This window comes from Aquimarina aquimarini (assembly GCF_900299535.1).
GTDB lineage: Bacteria > Bacteroidota > Bacteroidia > Flavobacteriales > Flavobacteriaceae > Aquimarina > Aquimarina aquimarini.
In genome coordinates, this window is the sequence record NZ_OMKE01000001.1 from 60,846 (window position 1) to 77,872 (window position 17,027).

Annotated in this window: 12 protein-coding genes; 10 read left to right on the forward strand and 2 right to left on the reverse strand. The window is 31.8% G+C overall.

Features of this window, described 5'->3' with window-relative positions:
• Positions 1–5 precede the first annotated feature (5 nt).
• The 10 genes from DG508_RS00260 to DG508_RS00300 all read left to right on the forward strand — a co-directional run bounded on the left by DG508_RS00260 (position 6) and on the right by DG508_RS00300 (position 11,213).
• Positions 6–1,412, forward strand: coding sequence for a RagB/SusD family nutrient uptake outer membrane protein (locus DG508_RS00260; RefSeq protein ID WP_108866230.1), 1,407 nt, complete (start codon positions 6–8; stop codon positions 1,410–1,412).
• A gap of 19 nt (positions 1,413–1,431) precedes the next feature.
• Positions 1,432–2,628 carry a hypothetical protein gene (locus DG508_RS00265; protein ID WP_159090553.1) on the forward strand — a complete coding sequence of 399 codons (1,197 nt, stop codon included), beginning with the start codon at positions 1,432–1,434 and terminating at the stop codon, positions 2,626–2,628.
• 52 nt (positions 2,629–2,680) lie between these two features.
• Positions 2,681–3,070, forward strand: a complete 390-nt coding sequence (locus DG508_RS00270) for a hypothetical protein (RefSeq protein WP_108866232.1) — start codon at positions 2,681–2,683, stop codon at positions 3,068–3,070.
• A 5-nt stretch (positions 3,071–3,075) separates the two neighbouring features.
• Positions 3,076–3,906 carry an AraC family transcriptional regulator gene (locus tag DG508_RS00275; protein WP_108866233.1) on the forward strand — a complete coding sequence of 277 codons (831 nt, stop codon included), beginning with the start codon at positions 3,076–3,078 and terminating at the stop codon, positions 3,904–3,906.
• A gap of 191 nt (positions 3,907–4,097) precedes the next feature.
• On the forward strand, positions 4,098–4,238 hold the full coding sequence (locus DG508_RS20910) for a hypothetical protein (protein WP_159090555.1): 141 nt from the start codon (positions 4,098–4,100) through the stop codon (positions 4,236–4,238).
• Positions 4,239–4,330: 92 nt separating this feature from the next.
• A complete protein-coding gene (locus DG508_RS21435; RefSeq protein WP_108866324.1) occupies positions 4,331–4,510 on the forward strand; it encodes a serine hydrolase in 180 nt (59 codons plus the stop codon).
• Positions 4,511–4,606: 96 nt separating this feature from the next.
• The gene (locus tag DG508_RS00285) at positions 4,607–6,337 is read left to right on the forward strand and encodes a peptidoglycan DD-metalloendopeptidase family protein (protein WP_108866234.1); all 1,731 of its coding nucleotides are present in this window, start codon (positions 4,607–4,609) and stop codon (positions 6,335–6,337) included.
• A gap of 456 nt (positions 6,338–6,793) precedes the next feature.
• The gene (locus tag DG508_RS00290) at positions 6,794–7,315 is read left to right on the forward strand and encodes a sigma-70 family RNA polymerase sigma factor (protein ID WP_103867214.1); all 522 of its coding nucleotides are present in this window, start codon (positions 6,794–6,796) and stop codon (positions 7,313–7,315) included.
• Positions 7,316–7,499: 184 nt separating this feature from the next.
• A complete protein-coding gene (locus tag DG508_RS00295) occupies positions 7,500–8,426 on the forward strand; it encodes a FecR family protein (protein ID WP_108866235.1) in 927 nt (308 codons plus the stop codon).
• A 129-nt stretch (positions 8,427–8,555) separates the two neighbouring features.
• The gene (locus DG508_RS00300; RefSeq protein ID WP_108866236.1) at positions 8,556–11,213 is read left to right on the forward strand and encodes a TonB-dependent receptor domain-containing protein; all 2,658 of its coding nucleotides are present in this window, start codon (positions 8,556–8,558) and stop codon (positions 11,211–11,213) included.
• A 354-nt stretch (positions 11,214–11,567) separates the two neighbouring features.
• On the opposite strand, the gene DG508_RS00305 is transcribed toward DG508_RS00300, so the two are convergent.
• Both DG508_RS00305 and DG508_RS00310 read right to left on the reverse strand, forming a co-directional pair.
• A complete protein-coding gene (locus DG508_RS00305; RefSeq protein WP_159090557.1) occupies positions 11,568–12,131 on the reverse strand; it encodes a suppressor of fused domain protein in 564 nt (187 codons plus the stop codon).
• Positions 12,121–17,004, reverse strand: coding sequence for a DUF6443 domain-containing protein (locus DG508_RS00310; protein WP_108866238.1), 4,884 nt, complete (start codon positions 17,002–17,004; stop codon positions 12,121–12,123). Before DG508_RS00310 ends, DG508_RS00305 begins: the two co-directional genes overlap by 11 nt.
• Positions 17,005–17,027: the final 23 nt, after the last annotated feature.

Consider the following 17,027-nt stretch of genomic DNA (forward strand, 5'->3'; position numbering starts at 1 on the left):
AAATTATGAAAAAGTCATATAAAAATATAATCAGGTCTATTCTACTGATGTGCATTTTCGTAGCCTGTGATGATGTTTTAGAAACTGAACCAAATGATAGAATATCTAATGAAAGAGCCGTTAGTGATTTTGAAAGTGCAGAAGCAACATTATTAGGAGCCTATGATAGATTTCGTAGAGTTAATTATTACCAAAGAGATTTTATTGTTATTGCTGATGGTCTAGCCGATAATATCAAACAAACTATAAATAATACGTCTAGATTAAATGGAGTATCTCAGAATCAACCGTATACACATTTTTCATTTTGGCAAAATGCATATGAAGTTATTAATTCTGCCAATTTTGTAATAGCTGGTGTAGATGATTTACAAGATGCAACAGAAAGTCAAGAAAAACAATTAAAAGGCGAAGCTCTCTTTCTTAGAGCACTTGCACATTTTGATCTGGTTAGAGCTTATGCTCGCAATCCTAATCATTTGGTAGGAGACCCCATGGGAATACCAATTATTACTGATCCTAATGATATATTTGGGTTGCCTGCTCGCAACTCTATTGATGAAGTATACCATCAGGTAATTGCAGATTTAAATAATGCTTTTAATTTAATAAATAGTAATGAAGTAACACCCAATAGAGCTTCTAAGGTAGCTGTACAAGCACTACTTTCAAGAGTGTATCTTTATCAGAAGGATTGGGGAAATTCTATTGAAGCTGCAAATTATGTTATTCAAAATGTAGATTTTGATATTGAAACAGATGGGTATACGTTAATATTTTCTGAAGCTTCAGAAACAATCTTTGGGTTATCTTATAGCGCCTTGGAGAATCCTGGGTTAAATAATTCATTACAAGGACTTTTTTATATTGATAACGAGACAGGTATTGGATATGGTGATTTTGTTGTAAGAGATAAATTATACAACCTACATGAAACTGATGATCTAAGATTAAGCCTATATATACCAACTACTAAATCTGGAGAAAACGTAAATTTTATTGGAAAATACTTAGGCTATCAAGGTGCATTTGGACTAGACAATATTCCTATAATTCGTCTCTCTGAAATTTTATTAAATAGGGCTGAGGCTCTAGCTGAAAATAATGATTTGTCCGCAGCATTAAGTGACCTAAATAAAATCAGGAATAGAGTAGGCTTATCTAATATATTAATTGGTTCCAAGGAAGAAGTTATCAATAACATATTAGAGGAACGAAGAATAGAATTAGCTTTTGAAGGTCATAGAATATTTGATCTCAAAAGAAGAGGACTTGATATTCCTAAAGGTATGTTAGAAATAGATTGTCAACAAGAATGTAATATCTCTTATGAAGATTTTAGAGTAATTGCAAATATACCTGTTTCAGAAACAGATGTTAACAAGAACCTTATACAGAACCCTGGTTATTAATCAAAAAAAACAAGATATTATGAAAAAGATATGGCTCATACTTTTAATTGTTATAAATATATATTCTTGTGTTGAAGAAGAAAATTACCTCTATGAAGGTAATTCAATACTTGCTTTTTCATCAGAAGAAGCAACAGCAGAGTTTGCTCATGATGAGGTCTTAGAAAAAACGATTATGGTTACTATTCAATTAATAGGGCAGCAACAAACAACTGCAATTATTGCGAATATTAAGTTAGATGAGTCAAATATAACTTCGTCAGAAAAAAAGATTAATTTTCCTTCTATAGTTAGCATTCCAGCAAATAGTAGTAGTACTAATTTTGAAATTACTATTTATCCAAATAAGTTTGAAGATCAAGAAAAAGTAATAGCTACATTTCAGATAGAAGCCAATGGCACAAATCAAGAATCTGGAGTTAACTTAAGTAAATTTACTCTCAATATTAAAAAACTACCTGTTCCTGATTGCAATAAAGATTTTACTCCATATTCTGGAGATTATAGTATTACTACTGGTGATAGTTTTGGCTATTCTTGGAGTTGGGATGGAAGAAACAACCTTCCGTTGCAGTTAGATCCAAACATAATCAATAGATTGTCTAGCACTAATTTTTATGGATGGACTGATTCTCAACCTGTATTTTTCGAACTTTCGTGTACAGACAATACCATAAATGTAATACCAATTGTAGGATATACTACTTCTGGAGGTTATACTTTTGATATTACTGGTGGTTCAGGAACATATACTTCTCAAGGAGAAATTAATGTAACTTATCAATGTTTAGATTCTACCGATGGTGATTTTACCATTACCGAAACATATACAAAAACAGGGGGGATTTGTACGGTGAATATAGCACAGTTTGCGCTCCCCTATATTATACAAACAGGTGATAGTTTTGGGTATTCATGGGATTGGGATGGTCGTGCAGATTTTACATTAATTACAGACCCTGATACTCCATTATTGCTTTCTAATACCAATTTCTATGGATGGGAAAATACTCAACCAGTTTTCTTTGAGCTTTCTTGTACAACGGATGTTGTAACTGTAGTTCCAATCAATGGATATACGACCCCTGGCGGTTATATCTTTGATATTACAGGAGGAATCGGAACTTATACTCCACAAGGAGAAATCAATGTAACCTATCAATGTTCACATCCTACCGATGGAAATTTTACTATTACAGAAGTTTATGCAAGATGATAAAGAATGATTATCATACAATAATAAGAATATTTTTCTTTAAACATGATTTATGAAAAAACACATAACAGGGGGAGTTTTACTTCTATTTACTTGTACTTACTCAAAAAGTAACACCTCAGAAAATAGTATTTATAGCGGAAATATTGACCCTTTTCAGGAAGAAGTAATAGACAGGCTTAATCAAATAGTACTTGGGTTTGAATGTAGTGATGCTATACCAATAATCAGAAAATGGAAACCTAATATGAAAATAGTTATAATAGGAGTTCCAACGATATTTCTTTTACGTGAGCTGGATAAAATTGTTATAGAAATTAATGATTGGACGACAATAGTGCAATATTCAGAAATTGATACAGAACTTATGCGATTGTTGTATCATTATTGGATTAGATATGTCAAATGTTACCAAAGTATTGAGGCGAATATTATGAATTAATAGATATGGAAAAACCTCATAACATAGCTTCTCACGCAGTGTGTACTTATCTAGAAAATTTAGAACTCCTCATGGGAACATTTACTACTCATAATTTTAAACCTCATTTTCATGAGAGTTATACTGTTATATTAATAGATAAGGGAATAGGAGATTATTCTAATAGTAATTCTAATTTGGTACTATCTTCAGGATCTATCTTAGTTTTTAATCCGTATGAAGTACATACTGGAAAAGCTGTTGGTACAAGCCCCTGGAGTTTTTTGACAATGTATATTCCTGTAGAGATCATGAAAAAAGCTTTAGTAAATATAGATTTTAAGGATAATAAGCCTCCTTATTTTAGCCAAAACATTATAGAAAATAAAATTTTGTATGATATTGCTAAATTTGCCTTTTACAGTCTATTAGATAAAAACAAGGATAGCTATAATCATGATAATTTAATAAAATTTCTAGAGCTATTAGTTAAAGAGTATGGTACTGTTTATGAAAAGAATATAACTGCTATGCCTTATAAATATAAAGTAGCTAATGAAATAAGAAAACATATACATAAAAATTACTTAAATGATGTATCTCTTGAATACTTATCGTCTATTACTGGATTGAAAAGAGATGGAGTTATAAAAACATTTAAACAGTACTACGATCTCCCTCCTCGTCAGTATATACTCAATTTACGAATAGAGAAAGCCAAAAAACTATTATTGAAAAAAATATCATCTACAGAAGTAGCCCATGAAACTGGTTTTTTTGATCAAAGTCATTTTATTAAAAACTTTAAAAAGGTTATTGGAGTTACTCCAAAAAAATATGCTTCTATAGTGATATGAAACGTAATAAAAAAAGAATAGTGAATGACTTATAATAATTAGTAGCTCTATCACCTTCGAATAGTATGATAAAGGCAATTTCATACTATTTTTTGTGCTTATTATTTCTGAATTTGCATAATGATTAATTGCTATTAAAAGTATAGATCAGATATAGAAAATTACTGGTAACCAAAACACTTTAAATAAATATGAAAGCATTTATTTTAATATGGTCGATATTGATAATGCAACTATCTGTATATGCTCAAAAATCAGTAGGAGAATTAGATATCTTATTTGAAGAAGCAATAAAAAAAAGATGTCCCTGGAATGTCAGTTGGTATTATTAAAGATGGCAAATAGTACTTGCTAAGGAGTATGGAGTTGTGAAAGAAGGAAACTCCCAAAAACCTGATAGTAAAACAATGTATGCTATTATGCTATTGCATCAAACACAAAAGTTTTTACATCTACTGCTATTGCAATACTAGTAGAGCAAAACAAAATAAAATTAGATGACAAAGTTCGTAAGTTTTTACCTCGATTTACATTGTACGATAATTATTCTTCTGAAAATTTAACAATAAGAGAATTGAGTTTTGAATTTTTTTTAAAAGGCTAAAAATGTAAAAAAATAAGGATTTTTTTTAAGAAGAAGAATTCTACAAAATATTAGAACAAAAATTACACACGTAAAACAATTATAAAAACCAATGTCATGAAAAAAGCAACATTTTTATTAGCCATATTTATAGCAGTTAGTGCCTTTGCGATTCAATCGCATTCATATACTGATTTGGAGGAGCAATTAGAAAAAAAATCTGAATATTTAAATAATAGACCAAATAAGTTTAGTGAAAATTATTGTCCACTAAAATTTCAGATTCCTATTCAATTAGAATACTTGCCAAATGGATATAATACTTTGTATTTTATAACCAATTATGTTGACCAAGATCCTAATGTAAACTCAATTAAAGATTGGGGAGAAGGAAAATGGACATATGATAGTCATAAAGGTACAGATTTTGCACTTTGGCCTTACCCTTGGCTTTCAATGGACATGAGGTTGGCTTATGCGGTTGCAGCAGAAGATGGAATTATTATAGAAAAAATAGATGGAAACTTTGACCGAAATTGTGGTTTGTTATCTGATATTGACGGGAATTCACCATGGAATGTTGTAAAAGTAAAACATTATGATGGTACAATAACTATTTATGCTCACTTGCAAAAATATTCATTAACTAAAAAAATGGTAGGGCAGAGAGTAAGAAAAGGAGAATTTCTTGGTTATATAGGGAGTGCTGGCTATTCTGATGCTCCACACTTACATTTTGAAATAGAGAAAAATGGAGAAACATTAGATCCTTACCTTCTTGATCTATGGGAAGTAAAACAAAATTATTTTAACCCTATTGTAATTGGAGGAGGAGTTCATCGTCATTACCCAAAACTTAACCCTATAACATTAGGGGGAGTTAATAATATTCCAAATGGAGTAGATACTGTAACTAAATGTAGTGATCCAGAAACAATTTACTCTCAATATAATTTTAAAAGTGGAGATCAAATATGGGTTACTTCCTATATAGCAAATCAAACACCAGAATTAAAGTTTGAAAATGAAGTTCGAAAAGTAAAAAATAATGAACTCCTTTTTGGATGGGACCCTGGTACTGTAGAACGTACAATAAGAAATAGAAATTTTTGGGGATATGTATGGGCCACAGATGAAGGATGGTATTATTATGAGTCAAAATTAGGAGATGTAAGTGTTTCTAAAACTTATTTTTATGTAGAGTATAGAAAAATACTAGGTTTGAAAATACTTGATTTCAACCCTAATGGAGATTTTTTTCATAATACTATAATAGAGGATAGAGACTTTAAAGTAGGGGATGAGCGAAATTTTGTAACATATTTTCATGATGCAGAAGTAGGAGATAATCTTAAGGGACAAATATACACTCCTGATGGAACTTTATTTAAAGAATGGGGAGGAGCTATCGAAAGTAAAGAATGGACTTTTTGGTCAGAAAAAGTAACATTTGATAATGAGAGTTTTGGTTCAAGTAGATATTGGGTATTCAAATCACAATATAACGAAGAGGAACCTGAATATACTTTTTTTACAGTTTCTAAGATTACTAGTAATAAAATAAAACAGACACATCAAACATTACAAAAACAAAAAATAATTATATCCCCCAATCCTGTTAGAGACATAGCATTTATAAAAATCCCCAATGATTTTTATAAAAATGATTTAGAAGTTAATATTCTTGATCTCAACGGACGAAAAGTATATGATGCGCATCTAAAAATTAAGGAAGAAGGAGGTAAAAAAGCTTTAGATTTAAGCTCTTTAAGCAAAAATTTGTATTTCATTGTTGTAAAAGATCTTAATTCAAGGGTTATTTTTAAAGAAAAACTATTAAAATTATAAAACTATAATTAATGCTTAACATAATTAAACCCCTTGTGTTTTGTTTACAAGGGGTTTAAGCTTTTATAACTGTTTTATAAATGCTCTATATACCAAAGTTTTACAACCATTAAATTATCCTTTTTAGTGGAGTCGGAGGGACAAAGTTCGAACTTTTTGGTGGAAGTTATTCGGTTAATTATCTTAATATAGAGCTTAAAAATGAAATGTATTCTACTGCTTTTTTAAGCAAAAGTCTTTTAAACAAGTTATGGTATGCATTATTTTGATTTCTCGTATAAACTAAGAATATATAATATAGATGCTTCAGGAACGATTATTTATGCTGTATATTATTTGGAACAAATCTAAATAAATATATATTTGCCCTTAGTTTTTAACCATGGTACTATATATCATTAAGGTTGATTAGAAAAAGTAAGGATTATTTCTACCAATACCAAGACATATCATTTAATGAATGAATTAGCTTTTGAGAAGCTATATAAAATGTATTGGAAAAAGTTGTATGCTATTTGTTTATCAAAAACAAATAATGCCGAAGCGTCCCAAGAAATAGTTCATGATGTGTATGTTTCTATATGGAAACGTCGGGATAAATTTGTAGTTACTTCAGGAGTAGAAAATTATTTGTTAAAATCGACGAGGTCAAAAATCATTGATTATTACAGGAAAAACTCAAAAAATCAAGTAAAAGTACATCCTTCAAAGGATGTATGTAAGGAAAGTTGTTTTAATACTAATGCCGTTACCCATAATTTAGCTTTGCATCATTTTCTAGAAAGTGATTTAGAATTAATAGTGAGTCAATTACCATTTCAGTGTCAAAAGGTATATCGATTAAGTCGTGAAAAGCAACTAACGACAAACGAAATTGCCCAAAAATTAAATATTTCTCAAAAAACAGTAAAAAACCACCTTACCAAAGCCCTTTCTTTTTTACAAAAACACATTAGACAGAGTTTAGTCCATCAATAATTTGCATTTCTATTCAGTAACTAGATGTATTTTTTTATTAAAAATGTAAAGTGTAACTGTTTCGTTTTTAGTGTTAAAATTACATTGTTGTTGTTTTTAAATAATACCAGAAAAAAAATATTAGGTACAACTAGGTCTCCCCCCAGAGTATTTTCGTTTTTATATATGAATAACAAATCAGTAAATGGAAATAACACCAGAATTACTACAAAAATATGCAGAAGGAAAATGCTCTAAAACAGAGGAGTTGGAAATAGAATCCTGGTTAGACCCAAAAGGAGGGATTGATACACTAAACAGCGAAATAGATGTTTGTTTACATCCAGAGATAGAAAAAGTACTTTGGAAGAAGATAGCAAAAACAAAAAATAGCATTCCTGAAAAACAGAAAAAGATACTTAATATTAAAAAGTGGACTATTGTAGCTTCTATTGTAATACTTTTAGGAACTTCCTGTTTTTGGGGATTTTTCAACAAACCTGTTACTTATGCTACAGCAGCTGCCGAGTTAAAAACAGTTATACTTGAAGATGGAACTAAAGTTACTTTAAATGCAGCATCTACACTTACAATAACAAAAAACTTCAATAAAAAAGAACGTGTGGTATTATTAGATGGAGAAGCTTTTTTTGAAGTAATCAGAGATAGCCTTCATCCTTTTGTAGTACAAACTAAAACCACTAAAACCCAAGTGTTGGGAACCAAATTTAATCTTTATGCCTATGCAGGTGAAGACAATACGATAACACTAAATGAAGGTAAAGTGCAGTTTTCTGGGCTATTGCCTGCCTATAATAATAAAGTAATCTTATTACCGAATGAGCAAGTAACCTTAAATAAGATAGGCATACTAAAAAAGAAAGTAAAACCCGAGCAATATAATGCATGGATTAAGAAAAAACTAGTTTTTAGAGATAAACCCTTTTCATTAGTAATTCGCGAAATAGAACGTTTTTACAATATTACCATTACCGTCAAAAAAGAAGGAATCCATAACAGAAAGTACAATGGCGTTTATGATAATCCTCCTTTAGAAGTTTTGATGAATGATTTGAGTTTTGTGTTTAACTTCAATTACAAAAAAGAAGAAAATAAATTATTAATTTTTTAAATATATATTATAGAAATGAAAGAATAGAGAAAAAACTATACTTAAAAAAAACCAGCAATCCGTCGGCAAACTTTATGCTGGTATTCGATGCTTTAATAGCAAAATTAAAACAACACTATTTACAAAAATATGAAAAATAATACAGTAATCCCATTTATAAAAGGGACACTAAAATTCACCCTTTTTTTACTTATACTTAGTAACCTGCAATCTGTCTTTGCTCAAAATGCTACCATACTTGATGAAAAAATTACTATTACCTTTAAAAATGACGATATAGCCTCGGCTCTTGATAAAATCAAAAATGCAGTTGATTGTAACTTTTCTTATGAATCTATTCAATTAAAAAAAGAACATAGTATCTCAAAAAACTACACTAATACAACTTTACGGGAGATACTGAATGATATTTTGGTTGAGCACCAAATTTATTATGCGGTTAGAGGAAATGTCATCTTGATAAGAACCGATGTAGAAAAAAAACAGGTTTCAGGAAAGATAATAACTCCAGATGGCAATCCAGTAGCTTTTGTTTCGGTAGTATTAAAAAGTACAAATTACGGAGCGTCGACAGACGAAAACGGAGACTTTAACTTTTATGCCCCCGAAGGAAATTATAAAATAGTTGTTTCATCTATAGGGTTCAAAAGTGAAGAAAAACCAATAACTATTGTTTCTGATAATGTAACGCAAGTTAATTTTACATTATCCAAAACGCTAGAAAACCTAGAAGAAATTATTGTATCAGCAGGTAGAACTTCTGAAAAGTTGTCTGAAGTTTCCTCATCAATTTCTGTACTGGCTTCAAAAGACATTAAACAGATCAGTCAGTATTCAAATGTAGTATCGGATTTGGTAGCAAAAATTCCAGGAACCAATATTCAAACAAATAGGCAACAGACCAGAGGGCAATACTTGAGAGGAAGAAATATGTTAATACTAATTGATGGAGTACCTCAGTCATCTCCTCTTTTTGTAACAGGAAACATGAATCTATTGGACCCTTCAGCTATTGAAAGGATAGAAGTTGTAAAAGGATCAACTTCTATCTATGGAAATGGCGCTGAAGGAGGAATAATTAATTATATTACCAAGAAGAATACTACAGCCAATACGTTTGAATCTAATACTACTATTGGTAGCTCTATTTCTTTAACTGAACCTAGCCATACCTCGGGGAGTTCCTTTTCACAATTTTTCAATGGACGAGCAGGAAAGTGGAACTATGTACTAGGAGGAACGTATAAACAATTTGGGATTAAGCGTGATGCTAATGGTGAAATATTGTCGCCAAGAGATGGATTAGGAGAAACCCAATGGTACAATGCTTTTGCCAAAATTGGATATGAAATAGGTAATGGGTATGATGTAGGAGTAATGTACAATTTTTTTAGTAACAACCAAAGAACGGAGTTAAGTCCAGTTGTTGGAGTCTACAGAGAATCCCCTTCCACAGGAACCTTTGGGTTACAAGGTGCAGAAAGTTTAACTCGTGGAGTAAAATATAACCATAACCTCAAATTTACGTTGAGTAAAAAAAACATATACAAAAACACAGATTTAACGGCATCATATTATTTACAAAACTTTAAAACTATATATGACTCCTTTGCTTACTTTGCTAATGTTTCACAGGGTTTATCAGCAGGACAACCTGGTGTTACCACCAAACAAAGTGGTCTGAGATTTAATTTAAAGACCGACTATAGTTTTTCAAATAATTTTAACGGAAATCTCGTTTACGGACTGGATTTATTAAGGAACAAAACGGCACAACCTATGAAAGATGGAAGGGTATTTGCTCCTGAAATGGATATGAAAAACTATGCCGTATATTTTCAAACCAAAGCAAAATATAATGATTTTATATTCAGAGCTGGTTCTAGGTACGAAATTATAAATATCGCCGTAGATGATTATACTACTCTTTTTCGTAACAATGGAGAAACAACTGGTGGCGGTATTGATATTAATGGAGGGGAACAAGATTACAGAGCAATTACCTTTAATTTTGGATTACGTTATAATGTTTTGAATAGCATTCAACCTTATGCAAATTTTTCGCAAAGTTTTTCTGTGGGTGAACTTGGAAGAATTTTGCGTACCACAGAAGATTCTAACATAATAACCAATAATATTGAAGATGCCAAGGCTGTGATCACCAATAATTTTGAGTTAGGTTTAGAAGGGAATATTACCGATAACATAAGGTATAAAGGGAATTATTTTATTAGTCATTCAAAATTAGGTACAACTTATACTGAAAAATCTAACGGTTTCTTTGAATTAGCCAGACTACCGGAGAAAATATATGGTTTTGAGTTTGAATTAGGTTTTAGTGTTAACCAAAAACTTGATGTAGATCTTTCATTAGCTACTATTGAAGGTAAAGTAGACAATAATAACAATAAGGATTTCAATGATGCAGAAGATAGTTATATAAGTGGGTTAAGAATTAGTCCAACTATTTTTAGAAGTAGTATTAATTATAAAGTAACATCAAAGTGGGAATTAAATATAGCCAGTATAATCAGTGGGAAGAGGGATAGATTTTCAGAAAATGAAAACGGAAGATACTCTTTTGGGCAGGCTCCTGTTGAAAGTACTTTTGTTACCAATATATTTACATCATATAAGCTAACAAAAAATACTAGTTTATTGGTAGGGATAGAAAACTTATTTAATAGTGATTATTATCCTATTTATTCTCAGCATTCAGGAAGAGCAGCAGATTATATTAAAGGAGATGGTATAAATGGTAAGATTTCTTTGAATATAAAATTATAGATTTTAGATATTCTTGATCATTTTAAAAATAAATAAAAATGCCAGACAATTTTGTCTGGCATTTGAAAAAAAGGTCTTTGTGGAGTCGGAGGGACAAAGTTCGAACTTATTGATCGAAGATGTTCGATTAATTATTTCAAAATCAGACCTAAATAAGTTACTAGTGAAAAAATGATAAAAATATCGCTAAACTCTGGAAAAGGATAGATTTGTACTTTAAAACAAAAACCAGCTACATTGCTGTAACTGGTTCTTTGCTTTTATTTACTCGTACTGCTTACTCTTACCCGCCAATCTTTGACGCCACGAAGCACAGCTTCGCGGTAGGGGTTTATTTTAATTTTATTTATTAGTTTAACTAACAACACTAAGTCTGTTAGGGTCTAAATAATTAAATTCAACTTCATCAAGTTTATCCTCTAATCCTTCCATTCCGTATTTCTTTTTATATTCTACTTCATCTTGGGTTATAGGAATCAACCAATAAAATTTTAAATTTTCATCATAAGAAGGGATATAAAGGCTCTCTAGATTAGGCCCATCTAAATAAGGTAATGATATTAAACCATAATTACATTTTGATTTTTCTTGCCACGGTCTACCAAAATTAACTGTATGAGATAAATTTAAATTCATCTCTCTATGATAATAGGCTATAGCAGTTAATAACTCTATTAAACTATTATCTTCTTTTTTAGAAAAAATATGCAATTCTATAGGAGTATCTTCTTCCATTGTAGACATACCACAAGTAGCGTACGTCCACATATCTCTATCTTTATTTGGCTTAAAAACTAATACTTCAAAATTATCTAATCTTTTATCAACTTTTTCAGTATCCCAAATTTCAGCCTTTGAAAGTTTTCTCCAATTTTTTTCATAATGTTCTATTATTTTATTTCTCAAATCACAATCCATGTTTCTTTTTTTGTTGTTTAGAATATGCAGACATTTTTCCTCCTTGTATGTGAGATTCTTTCTTCGGTTGTATTTGCATTCTGGTACGGTCTTTTGCAAAAGCTTTTCTCGCTTGACTTGACATTGTATGTCCTGGCGCACTACCATTTGCCCCTTCATAATAATGTTTAACTAAAGGTGTTGTATGGTCTATAACTTCATTACTATTTGCTCCAAAATGTGTACGATCTGCTTTTGTAGGTGTATTACCATAATGTTTTCTTCTATTATAAGCTTCTGTAGGTTTTACTTTTGCCCTTGGTCTAACTAATAATATCGAAGCTGCTGCCAGTACTTGTTGTGGGTCTGTCCATTGACTTAAAGCTTCTGCAAATGACATTGCAACTCCATTACCTACTGTCGGGTTTTGCCAATAATTAATAGCTTTTTGTCTCGCCCATTGCGTTGTAAAACCATCTAATAAATCCAATTCTTCAAGAGTAACACCTAAAAACTCTGATTTAAAATGGTCGTTCCAAGCTTTAGTATCAGACATTTCTGTTGGAGTGACATCTATTAACTCTTTAAAATCTTCTAATTCTGCATCAGGAACAATTACAATGTCATCACTACCATCATTAGTATCTAAAAGAGTATTCCCTTTTGTATCTTTATAAATAGTTGTAATAGCTTCTCCTGTTAATCCTGTTGGGTCAACATAAAAGATAGGATTATTATACCCGTAATGATAAACAGATTGGTCTCCTGTGGTTTCAGCAAGAGCATCGATACTTACAAATCTACCAATAGCTGGGGCATAATGACGCCAATCCATTTCGAGCATATTATAACCAAGACTTTCATTACGCTCTTTACCTACATATGTAAAGTGGTTATTTTCCCTCCCATTCACGGCAAAATTGTATCCTTTATGTTGCAGCCCAAAGGGATAATAGTTCTTCTCTTCTATAATTTCACTTTGAGTAATAGAACCATTCTTATCAGCATCTTTATAGGACAATCGTATATTCCCTAAATGATCTTTAAACTGGTATACATACTTATACCCATCTGCTTCTTTCTCCACATAGCCCTCTGGATGGTTAAAGAACTCAAGATTTCCATTTTTATAGACATGCTTACCTATGTAAGCGGTCTCTGTTGATGAACTTCCCTCTGTAACGATTTTCTTTAATTTCGCTCCAGTGGCGTCGTAAATATAAGTAATATTTCCAGTATTAGAAGCATTATCTACAGTAACTGCTGTAGGCAAGTTTAAATGATTATAAGTTATTCCTGTAATGCCTTTGTTTTGATCTGTGAGCATATTCCCATTGGCATCATAGCTATAATCATCATTAGTAGTACTACCATCCTTAAATCCATAAGGCTTATTAGAAGCATCGGTTACTTTTACTAATTTATTTCCAATATTATTATCACCATATGTATAGTTAAGTTGATCTATTACCCCAAAGTGTTGTGAATTTGTTGGGTCTATATTTTCAACAATAGCACCTGTTCTATGTAGGGTTAAAATATTTCCCATTTTATCATAGGTAACATTACTCAAGTTATATCTGCCATCATTGCTTATAGCGCTATTGATGCGATTCAACCCATCATAAGAATAGGTGTACCATCGTTGTGTATGATCATTGGCAGTTTCCCATTCTGCCTCTGCTATATTACCATTAAACAAAGGGGTAGCTCCATGCTCTGGAGTATTATAATTGATCTTAAAAACAAACAGCTTATCAAGAGAGGTGTCTGGATTCGATGGCTGAAAAGCAAGGTTATTATCCTTATTCTTATTAATATCAGTGAGCCATCCTCGTATGTTATAATCATATGTTATATTCTGTAATCCTCCTCCAACAGCTTTGGATTGTAATTGCCCGAGCTCATTGTATGAATTTAAGACCAATTGTACGGGGGCTTGGTCATTGATTTTCTGATATTGTGTTAATAACCTTCCTATATGGTCATATTGGTAGGTATCTATCGTAACAATAGGTGCATTATTATCTTTAAGATGCTGTGTATGCTCCTCTAGTACTTTACCCACAAAATCAAATTTACTTTTTACAACATCTTGAGTATTGAGGTATTCATTCTTTGTAATAGAATAGACTGGCCGTAAACGCTTATTATACCAAGTTGCTGTGGTAATCCAATAACTGGTTCCCAATACTTTTACTTTACTACCAGTAGCTAGCGATTTTGTATTTGCAGCTATTGCTTGTTCCAAACTTGTAGTTGGAGCTGTAAATGAAGTATTTTGTAGAAACTCATAATCATCATAATAATTAATGGTTAATATTTCTGCATTTTGGGCATTAGGATATCCATCATTGTTATAATACATAGTAACGCCACCTGTCATAACAGCTATATCACGTTTTACCCATAATGATCCTACAAAACTATTTAGTTCGGTTTGTAGAACATTTCTTTCCCGATTATCTATAATACTTCCTGTATATGCAACTCTTCCATAAGCATCATACTTGGTAAAGAGCCATTGGCTCTCTTGTTTTAAAAGAGCATCTTGAGTCATTACTGGTTGATCTAGATTGTTGTATACGATATACTCCCATCCTTTCCCTGGAATTTTCTTTTCTATCAAACGGTTTCTGTAATCGTATTTGTATTGATAGCAAAGTTGGTCAAGTTCATTCTGACTTACCCCATCAGTAGTATTTACTTTAGGTGGGAGTACATATGAGAGATTCCCAAAATCATCATATACATAATAGGTATTATGTTGTTGCCCCGCATTATAGGTTCGTTTTAAGAGTACCCTTCCTTGTTTATCTATAAATTCTTCTGTGGTATGATCACTACCAGATACCCAATTCTCATCTTTGGTAATATTTTTGGTTAGACTTGCCACAGGATAATAGGGTATTGGGCTACTTAAAGTTGTTTCTCCACTAGCAGTAAAAGTAACTGTAAATGCTTGTACTTCATGTATGGTATTGGTAGTATGTTCAAACTTGATCTCATGTCCGTTACCCATTGCCCAATCTTTTCCTGGAGCAGCTTGTTTTTCTAATCTTGCCAAAGGTGAGCGTTCATGCTGACGTTCTGAGTATGGGTTGACCCCCTGATTTTCTACTCCTTGAAAATCATCCTGATATCGATTTTTATAATAATACTGTAACGCAATTTCCTTGTTTCCTTTTCTATAGCTCCCGCTATAGTCTTCTATTCCTTCTACATAAGGGAGATAATCTTTATCTTGTCTACCAATACTTGAATAAGAAAAATGCTGTATAATATCTTTAAAAGGATGTAATTTTCCTCCTTTTGACTGTGCTATTCCTATTTGTTGTATTGGTCTTCCAAATCCATCAAAATAAGTTACCTCCTCAATTACGTCTTGTCGCTTTTGAATTTCTGATAAATCACTAATCTCTTTTTGTGGAGTACGCGTGTATATAAAATTTTGATCACTGATGTATGGGTTGATATACTCATCAGAAGGGCAGCCAGCATCTGTGCCATAAACACCAGGGCATTGATCTCCTTTTATTGCGCTATATCCGATAGGGCGATTACATTGCTGTTTGATATCTCCTTCTTCTCCAAATCCATCATTATCTGCATCAACATACCATACAGTTTCAGGGTGCATTTGATTGTCATCATCTTTACAATCTCCAGATTTTAGCACAAAACCTGTAGGTTGACTACATTGTTTTTTGGTAATAGTAGTATCTCCCCATCTATCTCCATCACCATCTTTATACCATACAGTTTCTGGGTGTATCTGATTATCATCATCTTTACAATCTCCCGATCTCAACACAAAACCTGCTGGTTGACTGCATTGTTTTTTGGTAATAGCAACATTACCCCAAGTGTCTCTATCTATATCTTGATACCATATAACATCTGGATGTGTCAATTCATTATCATCATTACAATCCCCTGTTTTTAACACATACGGACCTATAGGTTTTGTACAGGATGATATTACTTTTCTACTAAAACTATTATTTAATTCTGCAGTATCTACGATAACACCCCAGCCATCTTTATCATCATCACGATACCAGTATTTTGGTATTATAGACGGATCATCATCATTACAATCGCCTTTTTTTAAAACATACCCTGGTGGTTGATTACACTGTATTTTTATATTGGTACTACCTCCTTCAGGAGTTATTATAAAAACAGCCTTACCCCAACCATCATTATCTTTATCACGATACCAGTATTTTGGTATTGAATTAGCATCATTATCATTACAATCCCCTTTTTTTAACACATATCCAGGTGGTTGATTACATTGTTGTTTGGTATCGGTCTCTGTACCATAATCATCCCCGTCTTTATCACGATACCACGTTTGAAGCTTAATAGCACTGTTATTATCATTACAATCCCCTTTTTTTGTAGAATAAGAGTAAGGGCCTCTAGGGCGACACCTTCTATATGTTTTTGCGGAGATTGTGATATAAAGAGGCCTTGGGTTTTGTGAAAATACTGAAGGAACTGGATACCCCTTAAATACAAAATCTGCTTCAGTCAATCTTAAATCCTTCTCACCTCCTTGTCCGTCTTTATCAAAATCTAAATACCATATTGTTTCTAGACTTCCTGCATGTATAGATGGATCGGTATCATCGCAATCTAGATTGTTATCTACATAGCCTGTAGGTGGAATTCTTAAAAAGAAACCATTTTCTATTGTTTTAGACACATATGGATTACCCCATGTATCCCCATCAGCATCTCTATAATATGTAACTCCTATTGGTCCAATAGGACCAATAGGCCCAATAGGAGTAGGAGTTGGGCCAGGAAATATAGGTTGCAGCAATTGCGAATACCCTGTTAGGGTACATAGCATCGCTAGTATGTATATATATAATTTTTTCATAATACAATCTCTTAATAATTAAA

Excerpts from the sequence above, each read along its gene's own strand:
- DG508_RS00260 (WP_108866230.1), top strand. The coding sequence starts at position 6 with ATGAAAAAGTCATATAAAAATATAATCAGGTCTATTCTACTGATGTGC.
- DG508_RS00265 (WP_159090553.1), top strand. The coding sequence starts at position 1,432 with ATGAAAAAGATATGGCTCATACTTTTAATTGTTATAAATATATATTCT.
- DG508_RS00270 (WP_108866232.1), top strand. The coding sequence starts at position 2,681 with ATGAAAAAACACATAACAGGGGGAGTTTTACTTCTATTTACTTGTACT.
- DG508_RS00275 (WP_108866233.1), top strand. The coding sequence starts at position 3,076 with ATGGAAAAACCTCATAACATAGCTTCTCACGCAGTGTGTACTTATCTA.
- DG508_RS20910 (WP_159090555.1), top strand. The coding sequence starts at position 4,098 with ATGAAAGCATTTATTTTAATATGGTCGATATTGATAATGCAACTATCT.
- DG508_RS00285 (WP_108866234.1), top strand. The coding sequence starts at position 4,607 with ATGAAAAAAGCAACATTTTTATTAGCCATATTTATAGCAGTTAGTGCC.
- DG508_RS00290 (WP_103867214.1), top strand. The coding sequence starts at position 6,794 with ATGAATGAATTAGCTTTTGAGAAGCTATATAAAATGTATTGGAAAAAG.
- DG508_RS00295 (WP_108866235.1), top strand. The coding sequence starts at position 7,500 with ATGGAAATAACACCAGAATTACTACAAAAATATGCAGAAGGAAAATGC.
- DG508_RS00300 (WP_108866236.1), top strand. The coding sequence starts at position 8,556 with ATGAAAAATAATACAGTAATCCCATTTATAAAAGGGACACTAAAATTC.
- DG508_RS00305 (WP_159090557.1), bottom strand. The coding sequence starts at position 12,131 with ATGGATTGTGATTTGAGAAATAAAATAATAGAACATTATGAAAAAAAT.
- DG508_RS00310 (WP_108866238.1), bottom strand. The coding sequence starts at position 17,004 with ATGAAAAAATTATATATATACATACTAGCGATGCTATGTACCCTAACA.